Source organism: Streptomyces sp. TAA040, assembly GCF_000424845.1.
The window spans coordinates 1-18,172 of sequence record NZ_AUKR01000034.1; the positions used below are offsets into that span (position 1 = coordinate 1).

Annotated in this window: 13 protein-coding genes and 1 pseudogene; 6 read left to right on the top strand and 8 right to left on the bottom strand. The window is 68.6% G+C overall.

What is annotated here, in order from left to right; translation table 11 throughout:
* Nucleotides 1-307, top strand: a pseudogene (locus tag H300_RS0120445) (alpha/beta hydrolase); the annotation flags it as partial.
* Nucleotides 308-430: 123 nt separating this feature from the next.
* Here H300_RS0120445 and H300_RS0120450 read toward each other — a convergent pair.
* The 6 genes from H300_RS0120450 to H300_RS29525 all read right to left on the bottom strand — a co-directional run bounded on the left by H300_RS0120450 (nucleotide 431) and on the right by H300_RS29525 (nucleotide 8,618).
* On the bottom strand, nucleotides 431-1,012 hold the full coding sequence (locus H300_RS0120450) for a DUF6262 family protein (protein ID WP_028428891.1): 582 nt from the start codon (nucleotides 1,010-1,012) through the stop codon (nucleotides 431-433).
* Nucleotides 1,009-3,636, bottom strand: a complete 2,628-nt coding sequence (locus tag H300_RS31950) for a site-specific integrase (RefSeq protein ID WP_028428892.1) — start codon at nucleotides 3,634-3,636, stop codon at nucleotides 1,009-1,011. The genes H300_RS0120450 and H300_RS31950 overlap by 4 nt, the downstream gene beginning before the upstream one ends.
* Nucleotides 3,633-4,811 (bottom strand): tyrosine-type recombinase/integrase, encoded by a 1,179-nt coding sequence (locus H300_RS0120460; protein WP_028428893.1) that lies wholly within the window; start codon nucleotides 4,809-4,811, stop codon nucleotides 3,633-3,635. The genes H300_RS31950 and H300_RS0120460 overlap by 4 nt, the downstream gene beginning before the upstream one ends.
* Before the next feature lie 93 nt (nucleotides 4,812-4,904).
* A complete protein-coding gene (locus H300_RS28230; protein ID WP_486583968.1) occupies nucleotides 4,905-6,293 on the bottom strand; it encodes a hypothetical protein in 1,389 nt (462 codons plus the stop codon).
* On the bottom strand, nucleotides 6,290-7,063 hold the full coding sequence (locus H300_RS0120470) for a TnsA-like heteromeric transposase endonuclease subunit (RefSeq protein ID WP_078516177.1): 774 nt from the start codon (nucleotides 7,061-7,063) through the stop codon (nucleotides 6,290-6,292). The genes H300_RS28230 and H300_RS0120470 overlap by 4 nt, the downstream gene beginning before the upstream one ends.
* Before the next feature lie 430 nt (nucleotides 7,064-7,493).
* Nucleotides 7,494-8,618 (bottom strand): hypothetical protein, encoded by a 1,125-nt coding sequence (locus H300_RS29525; RefSeq protein ID WP_486583969.1) that lies wholly within the window; start codon nucleotides 8,616-8,618, stop codon nucleotides 7,494-7,496.
* Nucleotides 8,619-8,795: 177 nt separating this feature from the next.
* Here H300_RS29525 and H300_RS0120480 point away from each other — a divergent pair, with 177 nt between their 5' ends.
* The 5 genes from H300_RS0120480 to H300_RS0120510 all read left to right on the top strand — a co-directional run bounded on the left by H300_RS0120480 (nucleotide 8,796) and on the right by H300_RS0120510 (nucleotide 14,206).
* On the top strand, nucleotides 8,796-10,073 hold the full coding sequence (locus tag H300_RS0120480; RefSeq protein WP_028428895.1) for a hypothetical protein: 1,278 nt from the start codon (nucleotides 8,796-8,798) through the stop codon (nucleotides 10,071-10,073).
* 684 nt (nucleotides 10,074-10,757) lie between these two features.
* Nucleotides 10,758-11,690 carry a hypothetical protein gene (locus tag H300_RS0120495; protein ID WP_158678411.1) on the top strand — a complete coding sequence of 311 codons (933 nt, stop codon included), beginning with the start codon at nucleotides 10,758-10,760 and terminating at the stop codon, nucleotides 11,688-11,690.
* Nucleotides 11,687-12,394 (top strand): hypothetical protein, encoded by a 708-nt coding sequence (locus tag H300_RS0120500; RefSeq protein ID WP_028428897.1) that lies wholly within the window; start codon nucleotides 11,687-11,689, stop codon nucleotides 12,392-12,394. The genes H300_RS0120495 and H300_RS0120500 overlap by 4 nt, the downstream gene beginning before the upstream one ends.
* The gene (locus H300_RS0120505; protein ID WP_028428898.1) at nucleotides 12,391-12,924 is read left to right on the top strand and encodes a hypothetical protein; all 534 of its coding nucleotides are present in this window, start codon (nucleotides 12,391-12,393) and stop codon (nucleotides 12,922-12,924) included. Before H300_RS0120500 ends, H300_RS0120505 begins: the two co-directional genes overlap by 4 nt.
* A gap of 226 nt (nucleotides 12,925-13,150) precedes the next feature.
* Nucleotides 13,151-14,206: a hypothetical protein gene (locus H300_RS0120510; RefSeq protein ID WP_078516178.1), complete on the top strand. Its 1,056-nt coding sequence runs from the start codon at nucleotides 13,151-13,153 to the stop codon at nucleotides 14,204-14,206.
* Nucleotides 14,207-14,279: 73 nt separating this feature from the next.
* Here the strand turns inward: H300_RS0120510 and H300_RS28240 are convergent, their stop codons facing one another.
* Both H300_RS28240 and H300_RS30610 read right to left on the bottom strand, forming a co-directional pair.
* Nucleotides 14,280-16,997, bottom strand: a complete 2,718-nt coding sequence (locus H300_RS28240; protein WP_199779221.1) for a DEAD/DEAH box helicase — start codon at nucleotides 16,995-16,997, stop codon at nucleotides 14,280-14,282.
* A gap of 36 nt (nucleotides 16,998-17,033) precedes the next feature.
* Nucleotides 17,034-17,660, bottom strand: coding sequence for a hypothetical protein (locus H300_RS30610; RefSeq protein ID WP_486583970.1), 627 nt, complete (start codon nucleotides 17,658-17,660; stop codon nucleotides 17,034-17,036).
* Nucleotides 17,661-18,172: the final 512 nt, after the last annotated feature.

The following is an 18,172-nucleotide window of genomic DNA, read 5'->3' on the forward strand; positions in this document are numbered from 1 at the left end:
TTGGGGTGTGTCGTTGGGTTGCGGACTCGGTGTTCCGTTCGTTGCGGCCGAACCTCGGGTCCGTGCGGCGGTGCTGGGCTTGGGCGGTGCGCTGGCATCGGCCGAGGTCGCCGCGCGGATCACCGTCCCAGTGGAGTTCCTGGTGCAGTGGGACGACGAGCGGGTGCCGCGGGCCCAGGGCTTGGCACTGTTCGACGCCCTGGCCTCAGCTGAGAAGACGCTGCATGCCAACCCCGGCAAGCACGGGGAAATCCCGGCATTCGAGCTGGACAGCACGCTGCGGTTCTTCGCCAGGCACCTCGGCTGATGACGCCGCCCGCAGTCCGTGACGCGCTGACCGGGATCGGATCCCGGTCAGCGCGTCACGGACTCGTGGGATGGCCCGTCCACCGGGACGGTGGACGGGCCATGAGATACCGGATGGATGTGATCAGGACGGTGGTTCCTGCCCGATGAGGCGGGCTTCGAGGTCGGCGACGCGCCGGTCTTGGAAGCGGAGGTTGGATCGGGCGGCTTTTAGTCGCTCGTCGAGGGTGCGGTTGTCCGTGGTCAGCTGGCGGACCCTTTGCTTGAGGGTGGTGTTCTCGGTAGTGATCCGCTGGATGGCCTCTTCGGTCCACTCGGCCTGCAAGTCCCGTATCTGGCCGAGGAGTTCACCGATCCGGGTGCGCTGGGCGAGGATCTCGGCCTGGGCGGCCTTGAGCGCGTCCTCGGCGTTCAGCGCGCGCTCGCGCCAGGTTGCCTCGCGCTCGTCGTCCTGTTCGACGAGCATGCGGGTCCGCCGGTCGCCTGCCTCGGTTATCGCCGTGGCGATGGCGGCCCGGGCCTCGGGGTTGCCATAGAGGAAGGTGCGTGAGACGTTCGCCCGCCGGGCGACAGCGGCAACGCTGACCTGGGCCTTCTCTCGTTGGAGTCGGGCGATGGCCTCGCGGACTCGTAGGAGGGCCGTGTCGGTCTTGCTGCGGCGGGCTGCCAGGGCAGCGGCAGTGCGGGGTTCGGGGACGGTGTTCATGCGACGTCCTGTTCGGGGTCTGTGTCCTCGGCTGTGCACGTATCGCTGTACTCGTCTGGCTCGGCGCCGCCTGCGTGAGCGAGGTCGGATGCACGGAAGGCGGTGGACCACACGCGGTGGAAGTAGTCCTGGGGTTTGCGCAGGTCCAGGGCGAGGGCATCGTCGAGGAGGCCGAGGCCGGCCAGGGCTTTCTCCAGGCCGTCGATGGCGCGGGCGGTGGGCTCGAAGTAGCGGTGGAGGTAGTCGGCGGTGGCGTCGTCGGGGGCGCCTTCGGCCAGCAGCCGCCATTGCTCGCGTTTGCGCCGCCAGTAGAGGAGGTCGGCGCCGGACAGGACGAACTTGTCGCAGTTGTGGCAGTCGAGTTTCCAGGGGCAGGCGCCGCCGTCGACGACGGGCTGGAAGGTGCAGAACCCGCCCTCGGCAGGTGTACTGCGGCGGGACAGATCGATCGCCAGAGCCTGGGCTTGCTGGCGGGTGAGCGGGGTCGTCGGCTCGGTGAGGAGTTCTCCGGGGCTGGCGGTGCCGGGACCGGCGACCCAGACGTGCTGGAGGACGTCCTCAAGGTCGGACTGGGTCAGGTGGATGTAGTGCTCGGCCATCCGCTCGGAGACGTGGCCGAGGTAGCGGCGGACATGGGTCAGGGTTGCCCCGGCCCGCAGCAGGCTGGTGGCCAGACTGTGCCGGGCCTGATGGGGGACCCACCGGCCGATGTCGAGCTCGTCGATCCAGAGTTTGAAGCCCTTGTGGAACCACTTGTAGGACAGTGGAGTGCGTCCGTTGCGGTTACGCATGTTGGTCGGGAACAACGCCATCTGGGCCCGTTCCTCGGCGGTGGGCGGCCGGTTGTTCCGGGTCTCGAACAAGGCGAGGGTCTTGTGCTGGCGGTCCTGCAGGAGCTGGTGGACCCGTTCGGGGATCCTCAGTGCCTGGTCGTAGTTGCCGACCTTGGTCTGGTCGTGCCAGAGCATGGGGAGTCCGCCGTAGCGGCCGAGGCAGTCCAGGCGGAGTTTGAGTACCTCGCCGCAGCGGCGGCCGGTGACGATGATGGTCTCCCAGGCGTCCCGCAGGCCGCGGTCGAACGGGTCGTAGGTCTCCGCGAGCCTGCGCAGGTTGGTCTCGTCGGCGAGCGCGCGGGCGACGCCGTCGGCGAACGGCGGCCGAGCGCGGCTGACCATCCGTCCTGGGGCGGGCATGGCGGCGATGAAGGCCCGGTCCAGACCGAGGCGTTCGGCCTCTCCTGATTCAAGGGCCCCGCGCAGGAGCCGCCGGGTGCGGTGGAAGACGCGCTGTCGGGTGTTGGCGGTCACGATCGAAGGCTTGCCGTGGACGCCCCTGGCCGCGAGCGAGACGAGGCCGTCGCGCTCGCGTTGGCGCTGGTCGGCGACGAACTGGTGCATGTGCTCGGCCGTCAACGCCCGTGGGTCGTGCCCTCGGGCGGGAGCGTGGAGTTCCAGGAAGGTGCTCAGCTCCAGACCGGCTCGGCGCATGTCGTCGAAGGTGCCTCCGCTGCGGGGGCAGCTGGGCGAACGCAAGATCGCGACCAGGTGGTCCCAGATCAGGTCGCGCAGCCATCGCTGGGAGACGCCGGTGAGGTCGATGCGGATCGCGCGGCCGGTGAGCTTGCGGCCGAAGTGCTCGGTGAGGATGTAACCGAGCTCGCGCGTCTCGTCCGGCATCACGTAGAGAGGGTGCAGGGCGCCCGCGATGGCCTGGGCGATGTAGACGCCCTCGCGGGTGACCGCCTTGCGCTGGTCGGTGTCGTCCCAGCCGAGGTCGGTCAAGGAGCGCAGGCCGTGTGCGCGGCCGTAGTTCGCCAGCCGCTGCAACGGAGCCAACTCCCAGCGGCCGTGGTGTCGTTGGGTATGCCAGAACATGCCCCACTGGATCTCGGCTCGCAGCAGCGGGTGCAGGCCGCGGAGGTTGACTTGTGCGGGCCGTAGCACCGCTGCGGCCGTCGTGCACCACCGGCGGAAGGCCGGCTCGTCCGTGTACTCGACCGGAGTGGGTCGGCCGGTGCGTTCGTAGCGGTTGCCCCACTGACTGGGCAGGACCGCCCCTCCGGGGCGCCTCTGATTGCGGTAGTGCCGGTCGTGGCGGAAGCACAGGCCCAGCGGTGAGTCGGCCAGGTCGGGGCAGACCTGGACCAGGCAGTTTCCGTAGCCGGGGGCCGCTTGCTGGTCGGCGAGCCAGTCGTCGAAGTCGGCGTCGGCGCCGTGACGGTCGCGGTGGTGATACCAGCGGAACTGATGGTGGTGGCAGAGGTCCAGGGTCAGGTGGCGGGCGGGCCGGTCGGGGCAGATCCGGCATGGGCGCTCTTCCACTTCCTGGCCGGGGCCGGCGGGTGGTGCCGTGCGCAGGAAGTCGGCTCGTGATGTCCCGGCATCGCGTTGCCAGCGCCAGAGCATCTCGTGGGCCGAGCACAGGTCGCCGTGGCCCATCGTGGTCCGTTCGCAGTCCGTGACCAGGCAGTTCCACCGGTAGACGGGGTGATCGGGCGGGATTGTGATGATGTCCGGTCGGAACAGCGGGTCGAAGGAGGGCGCGTCGATCAGCGCGGTGAGGACCTCCAGTCGGTCCCGGCCCGTGCGGGTGTGCTGCCGCGGCAGCAGCGACGTGATGGTCACTTGGCCTCACCCCAGACCGTGCGCAGCGCGGCGTCGAAAGTGGGGTCGTGGAGGTCGACGTGGCCGTAGACCTCGTCGACCGTGGCGGCCGAGGCCCAGCCGCCGGCGTCCCGGGCTATCAGCAGGTTGCCGTCGGCGGCGTCGAGGACCGCGGAGGTGAACGTGTGCCGGAAGGCATGGGGTTTCACCAGCCCGAGCCCGGCACGTTTCCCGGCCCGGCCGAGCATCCGCCGGGCCCCGACCGGCGCCCACGGCTGTCCCGCGTGGGCGCCATGCAGCTGGACCAGGAGCATGCCGTGCCGAGCGCCGCGCGGATACTCGCCGGTGAGGTACTCGAAGTAGGTGTGCACCATCTCCGGGCTGACCCGCTTGATCAGTCCGCCGGTGACCGTGCCGTGTTCGACCTGCCAAGGGTGCTTGGTCTTGGCCTCGGCCCGGTTGGGGTTGCCGGGCCGGTGGCAGACATGCAGGTGAGGGCTCCGGCATTCGTTGCAGGCCGCGTTCTCCCGCAGGTGCAGGTCGACCAGGTGCAGTCCGCACAACTCGCCGATCCGAAGTCCGCCGTCGGCCAGCCAGGTCACCACCATCCGGTCCCGGGCCGAGTTCACCGTCTCCAGCAGCTTCTCCCTCGCCCCGTCGGGCAGCATCTTCGGGTGCCTGCGGTGCGGGCCCTTCGGAGCGAGCGGGTTCGCCGGCATCGCGGACTTCACGTGCCCGAGGAACGAGCGGCGGCGGTCCATCCGCGACGGCAGTCGCGTGCCGTCGAGCTTCTCACCGAGCTCCGTGTTGACGCCGAGCGAGGCTTGATGCAGGTAGAAGCCCTTCAGGCAGGACGCCGCGATCGACAGCGCGGACCGGCCGTAGGGGCATTTGCCCACCCGCCACGGCTCCCCGAGGGGCATGTGGACCTCGGCGCCGACGATGCCCATGTACCGTTCCAGGTCGCGCAGTTCGACCGTCGCGAAGTCCAGGCACTCGCGCTCAAGCCACCGAAGGTGATCGACCAGGTAGTACGCGTAGGTCTTCTGCGTGCCCGAGCCGTCATGGACGCGCAGGAACCGGTCCGCTTCGGCGTGGAGCGTGCCCTCCGGCCAGACGATCGTCCACGACCTCCGTCCGCCCTTCCGCTCGATCCGCTGGACCCGCAAGTCCCCGACCACAAGATGCCGTGCCACTCGTCCTCCGTACCGACTCCAGAACATGACGAACGTCCCGGACCCGGTCGGTAAACAAGCCCATGGCGTTCACGCCACAGGCTCGAACGGACATCACGAACAGCACAAACCACGGTCGGTAAAGTCTGTGACCAGCCACTCGTCCAGCAGGTCCTGCACCTGGGGAAGCGTCCAGCACGCCTCGTCCTCGAGTCTTGTGCCGCGCTCGGTGACGTCGGAGCCGGTGTAGCCGGCAACATACTGGGAGAACCGGTCGCCGATGGTGAGGAACATCCGCTCGACGTTCCCCTTGGCCGGGCCGTTGGCTGGCGGCGCCGGCTGGACCGACACCCCCAGGCTCTGGCACGCTGCGGTGAACGAGGTGGAGATGAACACCCGGCCCTGGTCGACGACGACCGTCTCCGGCGTGATCACCGGACGGGCTGCCGCCCCCTCCAGCCGCGCATCCAACGACACCAGGCGTTCGCAGGGGACGACCGAGCGCGACATCGCCAGTGCCTCTTCCCACCCCGGGCGCATCCGCATGGGTGTCACCATCTGCGCCAGCAGGATCGCTGCGTCCACCGCCCCGGTTCCCATCGGCCGCAGCACCGTCGCGCAGATACTGCGCGTCGCGACATCCAGGGCGATCGTCAGCTCGGCCTTGCCCACCACCCCGTCGGCCAGGACCACCATCACGTCCAGCGGGGTGCTGTCCAGCATCACCAGCTCACCGGGTCGCAGCGCCACCGTCGGGGTGAACGGCGCAGCAGGCCGTGAAGAATGCCGGCGCCGCTGTGCCGCCGTTCCCAGCAGTCCCTGGCGGTCAGCGAGGGCGTGCACCAGCCGGTTGAACGTAGAAGCCGGCGGGACCTTCACCGTCTCCGCTCCGTGGGTGTCCTCCAGGATCCAGCCGACGGTGCGCCGCAGCCGGCTCAGCGTCCCGGTCGACCGCTCCTTCTGCGCCTGGAGCGCCTGCTCGATCGCGGCGACTACCCGCTCATCGGCGCGTCCCACCGGTGAGCGCGGGCGAGCGGCCCGGCCGTCCACCAGCCCCCACAGGCCGTGCTCCCGGTAGCGGGCACGCATCCGCCGCACCGTCACCGCACTGGCCGACTGCCCGGCCGCCGTCAGCTCGGCAGCCTTGGCCTCCTCCCGCTCCGCCATAGTGCGCAGGGCCGGATCGAACTCGGCCCGCGGCATCTGGTCCTGTCCCGGGACGGGGCACCCGGTCTCGACCTCCCGCACATGCCGCTCCCAGGCGTAGGCGCGCTCGCGTACCTGTTCCGGCAGTTCCTCCAGAAGGCCGAACGGCGGAACGTGGCGCTGCGGTGCGCCCACCACCTCGAAGTCGGGGTCGGCGAACAGGAAGTTCGCCAGGACCGTGGCCACGGAGTTGTCCGTGTCGATCAGCTTTACGGACGGTCCTTCCAGCATGACGACCGTCCAGGTCCGCTTCGCGAAACGAACCTGCGTTCCGGGCTCCAGGACCGTGTCGCTCACCCCTGACCCCGCCCCTGGGAGCCCGCCGTCACGGTCACCCGCTCGTGCAGGGGCACGTCGAGGGGGACAGACAACTTGCCGTGCCACAGCGCGTGGAAGATCACCGGGAAAACCTGGACCGGGTCGCCGAGTTCACGCACCCCCTTGATCAGCGGCCGCGGCTGCTGGAAGGCCTCGGCCGCGCGCTCGGCCAGTTCGGCGCCCTTGTAGCGGGGGTGCCGGTACCCGGCCAGCCAGCGTAGATTGGCCGCCAGAACTGGATCCAGAGGCCGCAGGACCCGGTACCGCCAGCCCACCGCCGCGGCTGCGGCCTCCATCACCGTCGCCCGACTGGCCAGGCGCGGCGAGATGTCCCCTCGCCCGGCGCAGTCCGCCAGCAGATCCCTGCCGTCCGCGAGCCGGGCCATCAGATGCGGTGCGTGCCGCACCCAGCCTCCGTCTCGCTCACGCCAGGTGAGTTCCACCGGGCGGCACACAATGGCCACCACACGAGGGTCATGGTCCAGCAGCATCACCTGGGTCCGCATCACCCCGGACGCGTAGTGCACCAGCCGCCCGTCGGTCGCCGACCACCACCATCCCGGCGCCATCCGCTTGCCATGCCGCACCGGGAAACGGCGCACCGGGCCGCACTCCTCCCAGCAGACACCACGTGCGGCCTCCGCCCACGGCATCCGCCGCTCGGTCCCCGCCTGGTCGATGAACCGAGCTATCAGCCCGTCGCCGATCCTGACCGGTAACTCCGGGGCCGCCTCATCATCGTCCGGCATCCCGTCCGACGTCCCGGCAGAGCGACCGGGCGCGCGAACCGGCTCACGTCCCGCCGCGAGCGGCAGCGGGTCGCATCCTCCGCCTGCCGGACCAGATGCCCGAGGACCGGCCTCCGCAGCGCTGTGCGCTCCCGCGATCTGCCGTGGTGGCGGGGGTAAACCGGGGCCGCCGGATGCCGGCGGGTGGTGCCTGTCGATCATGCGCTCCAGTCAAGCGTGCTCGGCTCGCGCGTACGACCTGAATCGGCCAATTTCCGCCACCCGGGCGGTCCTGGTTCGCCCAGTGTTGTTGATGACGGCCCGCATCCTACGGCGGTGTCAGTGCAGACCCCTGCCCCACGCACGCCGTTCACCGCTGGCGGCCGGGTGCGGGCGTGGCCACCAGGGTGGTGCGTGCGGTGGCTCGTCGACTGTGACCTCACGTCCCGCGTTACAGCTTCGTCGAGCCCCTGCTTCCGTTAGCCGGTCCCGTCCCCTGGGTCAGGCGCTGCATCACGTCAGAGGACCGGGTCAAGGTCGCCGCGAGTGCAGCGAAGAAGCTGGCGAACTCGTCCATGGCGGCTTCTCTACTGCGCCGCCAGTCTTCAAGGGCGTGGCAGAAGTCCCGCTGAACGAGCGGTGAGATGCCGTGCAAGTGGTGCGCGGAGAGCTCGGCGACGACCTGCTCCCACAGGGCCCATTCCCCCTCGACGGCCGTGGTCGACGGTGTGACACCGGTACGTTCGGACATCCTGCGTCGTAGAGCTTGCAGGGGGCTGTCCCTGACGTGTAGCTGCTCGCGTGCTGCCGCTTGCAGACTGTCGAGCTCAGCCTCCAGTTCGCGGAGCCGCTGGGACAGCGCCGGTGGTTGTGGTGCTGCCAGGTCGGTGACCGGAAGCGGAACCACCTGGAGCGAACGGATCGCTCGCGGGTGGATGGCGAGCGACAGCGAGCCGATGGCTTCGTGGGTGTTGAGGTAGCGGAGGGCATCGAGCCCAAGAGCCTGCAGTTCGTCCAGACTGATCTGCGAAGCCGGCTCGTTGTTCTCCTCCCGGTAGCCGTCGTTGATGCGCCCGGCGCTGATATCGAGGGAGACCCGGTACAGGTAGAACGAGGACGTGGCATCGTCCTGGTCGCGCATCCGGCGCAGCATGTTCTCTACGGCGGCCTCGTATGTGCCGACGTGGAGAGCCTTGGCGCGCTCGATGTGGGTTCCGTAAAGGTGTCCGAGGCGCAGCTCAGCTTCCCGGACCCGTGCAGCGAACCTGCTGGTGTAGTCGGGCGACGGCCAGTCGGGCGATGTACTGGAGTGATACCAGGCGAACCGGGCGACCGCAGAGTTGTCGAGGGCGGGATCATGTCGGTCACGGATCCCGGCGACGGCGCGCCCGTAGTGGATCGAGGCACCGCAGTGGCTGCACGCAATCCGGGCGTCGAGTGACTCGCGCTCGATGTAACCGGCGGCGGAGAGATTGGACAGTTCACCGCAATCGCATTTCATCCGGAACCCGTAGTCAAACCGGGCCTCGCGCTCCTGCAGATCGTTTGACTCCGCGGGCTGCTGGTCGTTCGTCATCCGGCTGGCTCTCCGCAGGGGGTCGAAGTCGATGTTCAGAACGGTCGTGCCCGGGTGGGTCTGGGTCAAGGGTTGGCTGCCCCACCGCACAGCACGGCCGGGCCTCCGATGTGCACCTGCCTGAGGGGTAGCAAAAAAGCAGTCATATCAGGAAAGTGTTCCGCCTAGCATCGGTGCATGACCGGGGAAGAGATCGCGCAGGAGTGCCCGATGCCAGGTGCTCATCGGCGGCTGATGGACTGTCATGCGCAGTGGCACAGGTTGCACGAGGAGTACTTCGATCCGCATGGGTTCAGGATCATGGTGAACGCGCTGGTCCCGAACCTGCGGAACGTCACGTGGCTGCTGCAGAAGCAGAAGAAGGAGCTCGCGGGCTTCGACCAGTGGTATCCCCGGTTCCAACAGCAGTCGGGCAGCAGCGAGATCATGCGGTGGGCAGTCAAGTCCCGGAATCGCATCACCAAGGAAGCCGATCTGGAGCTGCACAGCGAGCTGCAGATCGTGTGGCAACAGAACTGGCTGCGGCGTGTTCTGGGCGCCTCGGCTAAGTTCCCGCCTCGGATGTCGGTCAACGACATCCTGCACGATGTCGTTCGCCGGTACAGGCCGCCGGGCGGCACGGTGACCGTGCGACGGCGCTGGGTGGATGCGGCACTGCCTGAGTGGGAGCTGCTGGACGCGACGGGAGAGGCATATGCACAGCTAGCGGCGCTCCTCGCCGAGGGACACCGGGCAGCCGGTGTGCAGGTGTGTGACCTTCCGGCACGCAACGAAGAATGCGTGACCGCACACCTCGAAATATCGGGAACCAGGCCGCGCTGCATGCTGGTTGCCAAGGACGACCTGGAAGCCCACTTCGATGTACTCAAGGGTGTCCGGATCGAGTCATACAACCTGACCATCGAGCGCGACGAGGACGGCACCAGGCAGGCGCTCGAACGCTACGGTCAGCAGCCCGAGTCGCCCCCCGGGGATCCAATCGATGCAGTGCCCTGGCACATGGCCAACGCCCGGCGGCTGATGGAGAAGGACGGCTTCCACGCCATGTTCGTCTTCCTCTATCGCGGAGACACGATGGCGCAGTTCGGCCGTCTCGACTTCGACAGCCAGGGAACGAAGATCCTCTCCTTCGAGAAGCTCGCGATCCAGGTGAACGCGATGAAGGCCGACGGCGTTGTCGTGACCTCGGAGTCATGGTTCGCCAGACCCACCCGCAAGGAGGAAGAACTCGGCGCCGTGCTCATCCCGCCGCGTGACCGCCTGGACCGGCTGGAGGCACTCACCGTCTATGCCGCGACGCGTGATGGCCGCCGGGCAGGACAGATGTCTCTGGTCTCGCGGGGCGTCGATGGGCAGACGACCTGCTCCGATCCGCAGGACGTCGAGTACGCGGTAGAGCACACCCTCGCTCCCGTTCTGAGAATGTGGGACGACACAGCACAGCCGACCGGCTGACTATGCCCGCCCAGGCTGTCCCCGCCCTGCGGCCCGTCGGCCAGCCACGGCCGGCCCACTCGTACCGCGACCTCCCGGAAGAAGATGCCGCCGGCACGGAACGGCAGCACCTGTCCGCCTCCGCCGTGCTCGGCCCATACCCGCTCCTGCATCCCGGGATCGAGCAGCACCGCGGCTAGCGCCCCGGTCTCGGGGAAGACGACCGCGTCGCGGACGATGATCCGCCACCACCAAAAACGCGGCCCGGCATCCCCTCCGGCAACCGCGTGCAGACGCGCTGGCCAGATCCGCTCCTGCTCCCACTCCAGGGCCTGCTGCCACCACGAACACACCACCGCGTGGGCGAGCGCGAACCCTCGGCCCGGATCGGCGCCGGCCGCGGTCCGGGCGGTCTTCGGCCAGGACCGCTGCGCCGCGGCGATCTCCTGGACTGCCTGCAGATCGAGGTTGCGGTGCCGGTGCCCGTCTCACCGCCCTGAAACACGGGAGTGGAACGGAGGCTACGTGCACTCTGACCTGGGGAACCCAGTTGGGTGGCGGTGGTTTCGATCCACAGCAGCGTCCACTCGACACCGGTCCCGCAACCCGTTCGGTCCAATTTCTTCAGCACCACGGGGGATTGGGTAGGCCATTCGTGGTGTGCGGCTCCCAGAATTGTCGGAGGCTCGCTCTACGTTCCGGGCCATGACCGATTGGATCGAGCCCTGTGCTCGTGAAACAGAACCGGCGTACTCCTCTGAGCAGGTGGATCTCGGCCGGAAGCTCGTAGCTCGTGATGATCTCCTGACGGGCGAGAAGCAACGGACGCGCCTGGAGATCGGAGATCTCCTGCTTGAAGTCGCGCCGATGGACAACGACGAGCCCTCCAACGGCTCCCGCGAGTTGATCAGGGCGTTCGCTGCAGACATCGGCATGACTGCCGGTATGGCCCGTGAATACCGGTGCGTGTCCGCAGGCTGTGACGGTGGGCTCAGGAAGGTGCTGGCCGAGTCTGCTGTCACGGTGTCCTACTCAGTTGTCCGTGAGGCTGCGCTGGGGTTCTCCCTCCCGAAGGAGACCCGGGAGGCTGAGAACGCTCTGGCGAAGGCGGATCGCGAGCGCCTGCGCCAGGACCGCTGGGAGATCTTGCTGCGGATGCTTCAGGAGCCCGGCCGCCGCCGTGTGACGGCGCAGGAGTTCCGCGCGGTGATCGGGGCGCGGCCGATTCCGAACTCGGCCTCAGCGATGACCGCCGAGAAGATCGTGGAACAGCTCGCCCGTCCCGATGTCAGGTCGGCGGTGATGGCGAGTGTGATGGAGCCGGCGTTCCTCGTAGAGGCGTTCGCGGCCGATCCGATGGCGGAGCTGAAGATCCGCGACAGCCTCGCCCAGGTCACCCAGGTGACAGGCAGCGGGGCGAGCACCTCCCTCACCGAGGAGACCGACGACCGGCTGGCCCTGCAGTTCCGGCGCCAGGTGAACTTGCTCTATGGCCTGGTCGAGATGCACCCCGAGCAGATCATCAACATCGCCGACGAGGACATGCTCAACGACCTGGAGAAGGCGTGTGAGGGCGTTGTGCACTGGGCGCAGCGGCTGCACTCGGCCCGGACTTCCGGACGGGCGGGTGTGCGGTGACCGCCTCGCGCTACACCTCTCTGTCCGCTGCGACCCGGCAGTGGATCACGGACAACTATGGCCCGCTGTTCGCCCAGCACGGTGACAAGAACCGGCGGACCGGCGAGTTCATGGACCTCATGATCGAAGGGGTCCAGGCGGGCGAGCTGCCGGCGATCGAGTACTTCAAGGTCGTCCTCGGCCCCGTCCTTGGTGCACTGGACAACGATCTGTTGCTCCGCTTCGCGCACAGCGGCACCGAAGCGCCGCCGCCAGCCGGACCGGGGGAGGAGGGTGGCACGAAGGCGCCCGACGGCGCGACACCGCCGATCCCTGGCCTTGGACGAGGCGGGGCATCCCCCGGGCCCGCTCCCGGCGGATGCGGCACAGGGACCGACGCGGGGATCACTATCCCCGGCCAGCGCTCCTTCCTACCCGCCGACCTGGTCCACGCCCGCATCGTGGAGGTGACCAAACAGCTCCTCGCTATCAAGGCCAACCAGAAGCACCTGCGCCAGCAGGAGAAGGACAGCCGGGCATTCCGCAAGCTCCTCGACGGCCAGTACGCGGAGCTGGACAAACAGCTCCGCGCCCTGCAGCGGGCGCAAGAGCGCATCATGGAGAACCCCGAGATCGGACTGGACGCGCTGGCTGCCCTGGGTATCGGCGCCGCGGAACTCGGCATGAGCGATGCCGACCTGGTGGCTCTGGCGGGAGCGGTATGAACGGCCCTTCCTACTCCTCGACGCAGTGGCATGACTACTGGAAGTCCATGGTGCCGGCGACTCACCGTGAACAGCGGCGCGGAGACCACATCGCCGATGTGATCGCGGCCGACGGATGCGTGGTGGAGATCCAGCACGCGAGCATGTCCCCGACGAAGATCATGGGACGCGAACTGGACCACGGCCACATGGTGTGGATCTGGGACGGCCGCTCCGCCTACGCCTCCGGCGCCCTCTCGCTGACGACCTTCGCCGATGGCATCGTGAGCTTCCGGTGGAAGAACCAGCGCCGCAACCTCCGTACGTGCCGACGCCCCTACTTTCTGGATCTCTGGCTGCTGGGGGAGTCCGGGGAACGGGTGCTGCTGAAGGTCGACATCCTCAACGAGGACGGAGCGGGCTCCGGCCAGCTGGTCACCCACAACATCATGCGGCTGTGGATCGTCTCCGGCCTCCCTCGCCGTCCCCTCGCCGGGCTTCCCGAAGGCTCCGGCGTCCCATCGGTGAAATTCGCCGCGGCAGTCGCGTAGCACGACGGCCCACCTGCTCAGCAACGTCGAGCCTGGTGACAACTTCGGCCAGTAGTAACCAGGACGCGGGCCTCGCCGCCTTCGCCCGGCCCGCTCCTGAGTCGCCCCGCACGTGCTTTCACACGGGTGGGGCGGCTTCGTTCCGGTGGCCTCGGCGCAGTCCCTCCCGAAGATCCAATCCGGGCCGGTCTGTCGGTTCCCCTCACTACGCTTGGGGCAGGAAGCGGTGAAAGGGGACCAGGTGGCCAACAAGGGCATCGACCACCGGGAGATCGAAAAGCACGTGAAGGAGATCAACAAGGCCTACCAGCGTGCCGCCCGGAAGTACCCGGTCACCATCCCGGTCACCGGCAAGGGTTTCACCCTCTCGTCCGGGATCACCGGAGTAGGAATCGAGCAGGACCCGCACCTGGTCCGCCTTCTGATCTGGCTGGGCGAACAGCCCGACCGCCAGTTCACGGACCTGGACGACTACGCCGAACAGACGTCGACGCCGGTCAAGGACATCCACGTCCTGGCCCACGCCCTCGAACGAGACGGCCTAGCCGACTCCCTCGGCTCCTTCGATCAAGAGGACTCGTACCGGGTGACCGACGACGGGCGAGTGGAGCTGCGACGCCTCGCCCAGCTGCGTCACGACCCCGCCGCCCGGCACCGCTACGCCACCGACGCCTTCCTGCGCTGGCTCTACACCACCGCCCACGACCAGCACCCCGTCGATCCGGTCGCCTTCCTGAGTACCGCCGAATCGCACTACGCCGGCGGCGAGCTCTCCGTCGCCGAGCTGCACTACGCCCTGGCGCGCCTTATCCACCCCGGGCTCGTCGAAGACACCGGCACTGAGCCCAAGACCGTTGCCATCACCATCGACGGCATCGACTGCGTACTGTCTGGAGCAACCGTGAGCGACTACCTCAACCGCACCCGCCCCGGCGACTACTACAGCATCACCGGCACGAACATCGTCGCCGGATCCCAGGGCAAGGTCGAACAGCACAACCACAACAACGCCTTCGACCCCAGCGCCATGCGCCAGTTTGCGGAACTCGTCCAGCAGCTCGCCCCCACCTACGGCGCAGCCCCCGAACAGCAGGCCGAACTCATCCGCGACGCAGAAGTACTCGCCGAAGAGATCGACAGCGAGACACCGCAGCCCGGCCGTGTCCGCGCCGCCTTCGACACCGTGATGAACGGACTCGCACAGATCGGCCCGGCATCCGCCGGCCTCGCCACCACGATCGAAAGCGGCCAGCAGGCATTCAACACCGTCTTCGGCGGCTGACGCCGAATCGCAACCGGGCGAGACAGGTTTCGGGCCAAGAAGGTCCCGGGAGGGAGCATGGCGCAGGAAGCAGTCAGAGGTTGTCCGGGGTGGCCTGGGACACTGTCACCGGGTTCGCCCAGTCGATGCCCAGTTCCCGCAGTGCGGCCAGTTGCTCCTGGGCAAGTCGGTCGCGCCTGGATTTTGTGTTGGAGAGCCATACGCCCAGCCTGACGGCTACCGGTTCGGTTTCGCCGTCGATCGTGATCTCTTCGGCGTGCCCTCTCGGTACGGGCCGGTCCGGGCCTTCTCGCTCGATCCACTGTGTGAGGGCCGCGAGGCCGCGTTGGAACGCCGCCTGTGCCTTGTCCGGGCTCTTCGTCGTACGACCGGCCGCCGGTGCGGGGGAGGGTGCCTCAGTGGGCTTCACGCCCAGCTTCGACAGTCGTTCCTGCTGCTCAGTGGAGAGTTGCGCCCAGTTGCGGGGTTCGCGTTGCCGTGTGAGCCATTGTCCGATGTCGTCGCCGTCGAAGGTGACGCCGGGTGCGATGTGGGGCAGTACGCCGTCGGCGTCGACGAGGTCGGCGAGGACGCGGTAGTGGCGTTGCCAGTCGAGGGGCCAGGGGCAGTTCCAGTCCGGGTCGATCGCCGCGAGCTGCTCCGTGCGCTGTGCTGCTCGTTCCGGGTCTTTGCCCAGCCCGTTCTTCTGGCCTTTGCGGCGGAGGTTGGCCATGTGCTGCCCGATGGGCAGCATGCCTTCGGTTTCGCTCTCGCCCCAGAGGGCGTCTTGGCGGGGTGCGAGGTGCCCGTGCGCGCGGTGGTAGGTGCGGAGTGTGGCGAGTTTGTTCTCCCATGCTTCGTCGCCGGGTTCCCACACCATTCCGGCGTCGTCGAGGAGTGTCTTGCGGTGGGGGTCGAGTTCGCCGGCGCGGTGGGCGCGGCGTTGCTGGTGGACCCACCGGCCCAGCGGGTAGTCCTTGGTCACGCCGACAGTGGTTTCGGTGTCGTAGGGGACGGCGTACAGGCCGGTGATCCCGTTCTCGGTACGCCACCGGACCAGGGCCTGATAACCCTCCAGCCAGACGAGGGATTCGGGTCGGATGACGCGGCAGCGGGTGAGGGCGGCGATGTCGGCGGCGTCGCGGGGGGAGGCGAAGTTGACCACGACCGAGGTGACCCGGTCGACCTCCTGCTGCGCCTCGCTGCCCTCCTCCGTCTCCTCACCGTTCTCCGGGCCGGCTGCGGAGGCGGGGGAGGAGCGGACATGCATGCGCTGACGTTCGGTGCCGCGGGTCTGGGCGCGGGAGGCGAGTTGGTCGACCATGCGTTCCGAGTGGGAGCGCAGCGCCTGCAGGATGTCGACCAACGGCTGGTAGCTGGCGGAGGCGAGCATGTCTTTCGGGTCTTCTCCGGACTGGAGGAAGACGGGGACGATGATCCGGGCGGTCTTGGTCGTGCCGTCGGGGTTGGGGCGCAGGGCGCGTCCGATGTTCTGGACGATGTCGACTTGGGAGCTGCGCGAGCCGACGATGCACCCGGCCTCGACGCCGCGTAGTCCGGTGATGTCGACCCCGACTCCCAGCGCCCGTACCGAGGAGAGGAACGCCCGGTGTACGCGCCTGTTCTGAGCGTCGATGCCGTTGGCGAACCGGTGGATCACCTCGCGCCGGTGCGCGATGGGATGGTCTCCGCAGAGCCAGTCGGCCCACACCCGGCCCGGGGGCACGTGGCGGCCTTCCTCCAGCTCGTACAGTCCAGCATCGATTGACGAGGCGGGCAGCTCCTCCGCCCCGGCCAGTGCCGCCGCGGACGCCTCAGCGGCATACAGTTCGGCGGCCGTGCGCGGCATCTGCTCGGCGAACGCGGCCGCCTCCTCCACCCGCTGGTGGAACACCATGGTGGTGTGCAGGTTCTGCTGCGCCGCGTGCTCCAGCAGCGCTGCCTGGAGCAGGGCCATGCGCCGGCCCCGCAGCGCGTCCTCGGACAGGCCCAGGATCGGGTCGGGGTCGCGGATCTCCAGCACGTCGATCTCGAACCCCGCAAGGATCGACCGTTCCACCGCCTCCGCCAACCCAAGATCGAAAATGCGGGTGCCGTAGGTGCGGGAGTCGTCCTCCATCGACGCGATCACCACCTCCCGCCTGTCCCGGCCCCGCTGCGGCCTAGGCGCGGCGAGGATCCGCGGCGTCGCGGTCAGATACAGCCGGAAGTCGACCGGAATCCGGGACTGGTCGTGGATCGCCGCCCACGGCCGCCCCATGTCCCCCGCGGTCATGTGCCCCTCGTCCAGAACGGCCAGGTCGAACGGAGCCATCCGCTGCCCATACAGCCGCTCCCCGCCCGCCAGAGCCGATTCCAACGGCCCAGGAACAGTCCCACGGCCAGTGACATCGGCAGGGTCCTCCCGTTCCACCAGTGAGGCGTACGTGGCGAACACGACCACCGGCCCGGCCCCGGCCCACAGGGCGAGCTGAATCGGATTGGTGGTGGTGCGCATCCCGAGCTGCTCCAGGACCTCGTCCTTGTCCACCGAGCAGACCGCGACCATCGGCGCGCGGTGCCCGACCCGCCGCCAGGACTGGGCACTCTGCACGATCAGGTCCAGCGTGGGCACCATGACGAGGATCCGCCCGCCGCAGAAGTACTCCAGAGCGCATGCAGCGGTGGTGATTGTCTTACCGGACCCAGTCGCGGACACCCCCATGGCACGCGCCCCCTCCGGAGGCACAAGTGACCTTGCAGGGAATCCAACCCAGTTACGAAAGCTCAACTTCTGGTCGACCTGGTGCTCCTTGAGCGGAACCAAAAGCATTTCTACGCCCTCCCCGATTTCTGCTTCTATAGGTTTTCAGATGGCCGCGTGCGGGGTGCAGGCCGCGCCCAGGTCGTTCCAGATCGACGCATCTGCCTGGTGCCAGCCGCCGGGCTTTCCGTCCCTGAAGGGCGGCTTGTCGTCCGGGTCGTAGTGCCCGGCATCGAGCGTGCAGACGATGACGTCCCCGTCGCTGTTCCTCCTGCGCCCGGTGCACAGACCGCCGGCCTCGCCCAGCACCTCCAGCACCCGGCGCCGCGCCGTGGTGTTCGGGAGCGTGCGCGGCAGCACACCCTCCCGAACGAACCTCTCCAGCCGCACCAAGCCGGCCCGCTCACGCTGCCTCACGTCCGCGATATGTACGGCCAGCTCAGCGACCCCAGCCGACCGGCCGCCGCGCCGCGACCACTCCCGATCCGCGATGCCCACCAGAGCCTCGCTCACGGCCGTCACGCCGTCAGCCCAGCCGTCCGCGAACAGCGAGCTCCGAGAGGCCGGCGCCATCCCGTCCAACTCCACCACCTGGCACAGCGCCCCGGCGACCGCTCCAGCCTCCAGCGCGACCACCAGGTCGTCCGCTCCGCTCGCGGGCACTCCCTGCGCCTCGAGGAGCGCGAACAGTCTCAACCAGCCGTTGGTCCCCGCCGTCTGATACTGCGTCACCCAGTGCAGAGAATCGCTGCTCAGCGCGGAATCGGGTCCGGTAGATTCGTGGTGACCGGTCATCGGAGGCCGTTCCTCTCGGAATTTCGGGGAGGCTCCCGGGCGATTGGGGGTGTCCCGTATTTCCGCCAAAGGTACATGGCGCATCTACCGGATGCACGCGATACACTGGAACCCGACACGAACGAGCGACCCCCACCCTCGCAGCCCGCCAGGCCCGCGTCAGCGGGCCCCAAGGTCCTGGAGGCGCAGCCGGAAGGACCGTTGAGGCGGGGGAGCGCAGCGGACCCGCCGACCCGGGCCGAAGCGAAGCGTAGGCCCGGTAAGTGGGACAAAGTCCCACTCGGTCCGGGAGCGCAGCGGACGGGCCGTCACCGGCCCTGCGAAGCAGGGCCGGTGGACTGCTCGCGCAGCGAGCAGTCAGCGCGAACGCGGAGCGGGAGCGCAACACCCGCGCGAAGCGCGGGTGTTCGCTTGCACATCGCGCAGCGATGTGGTACCCGCTCCGCGGG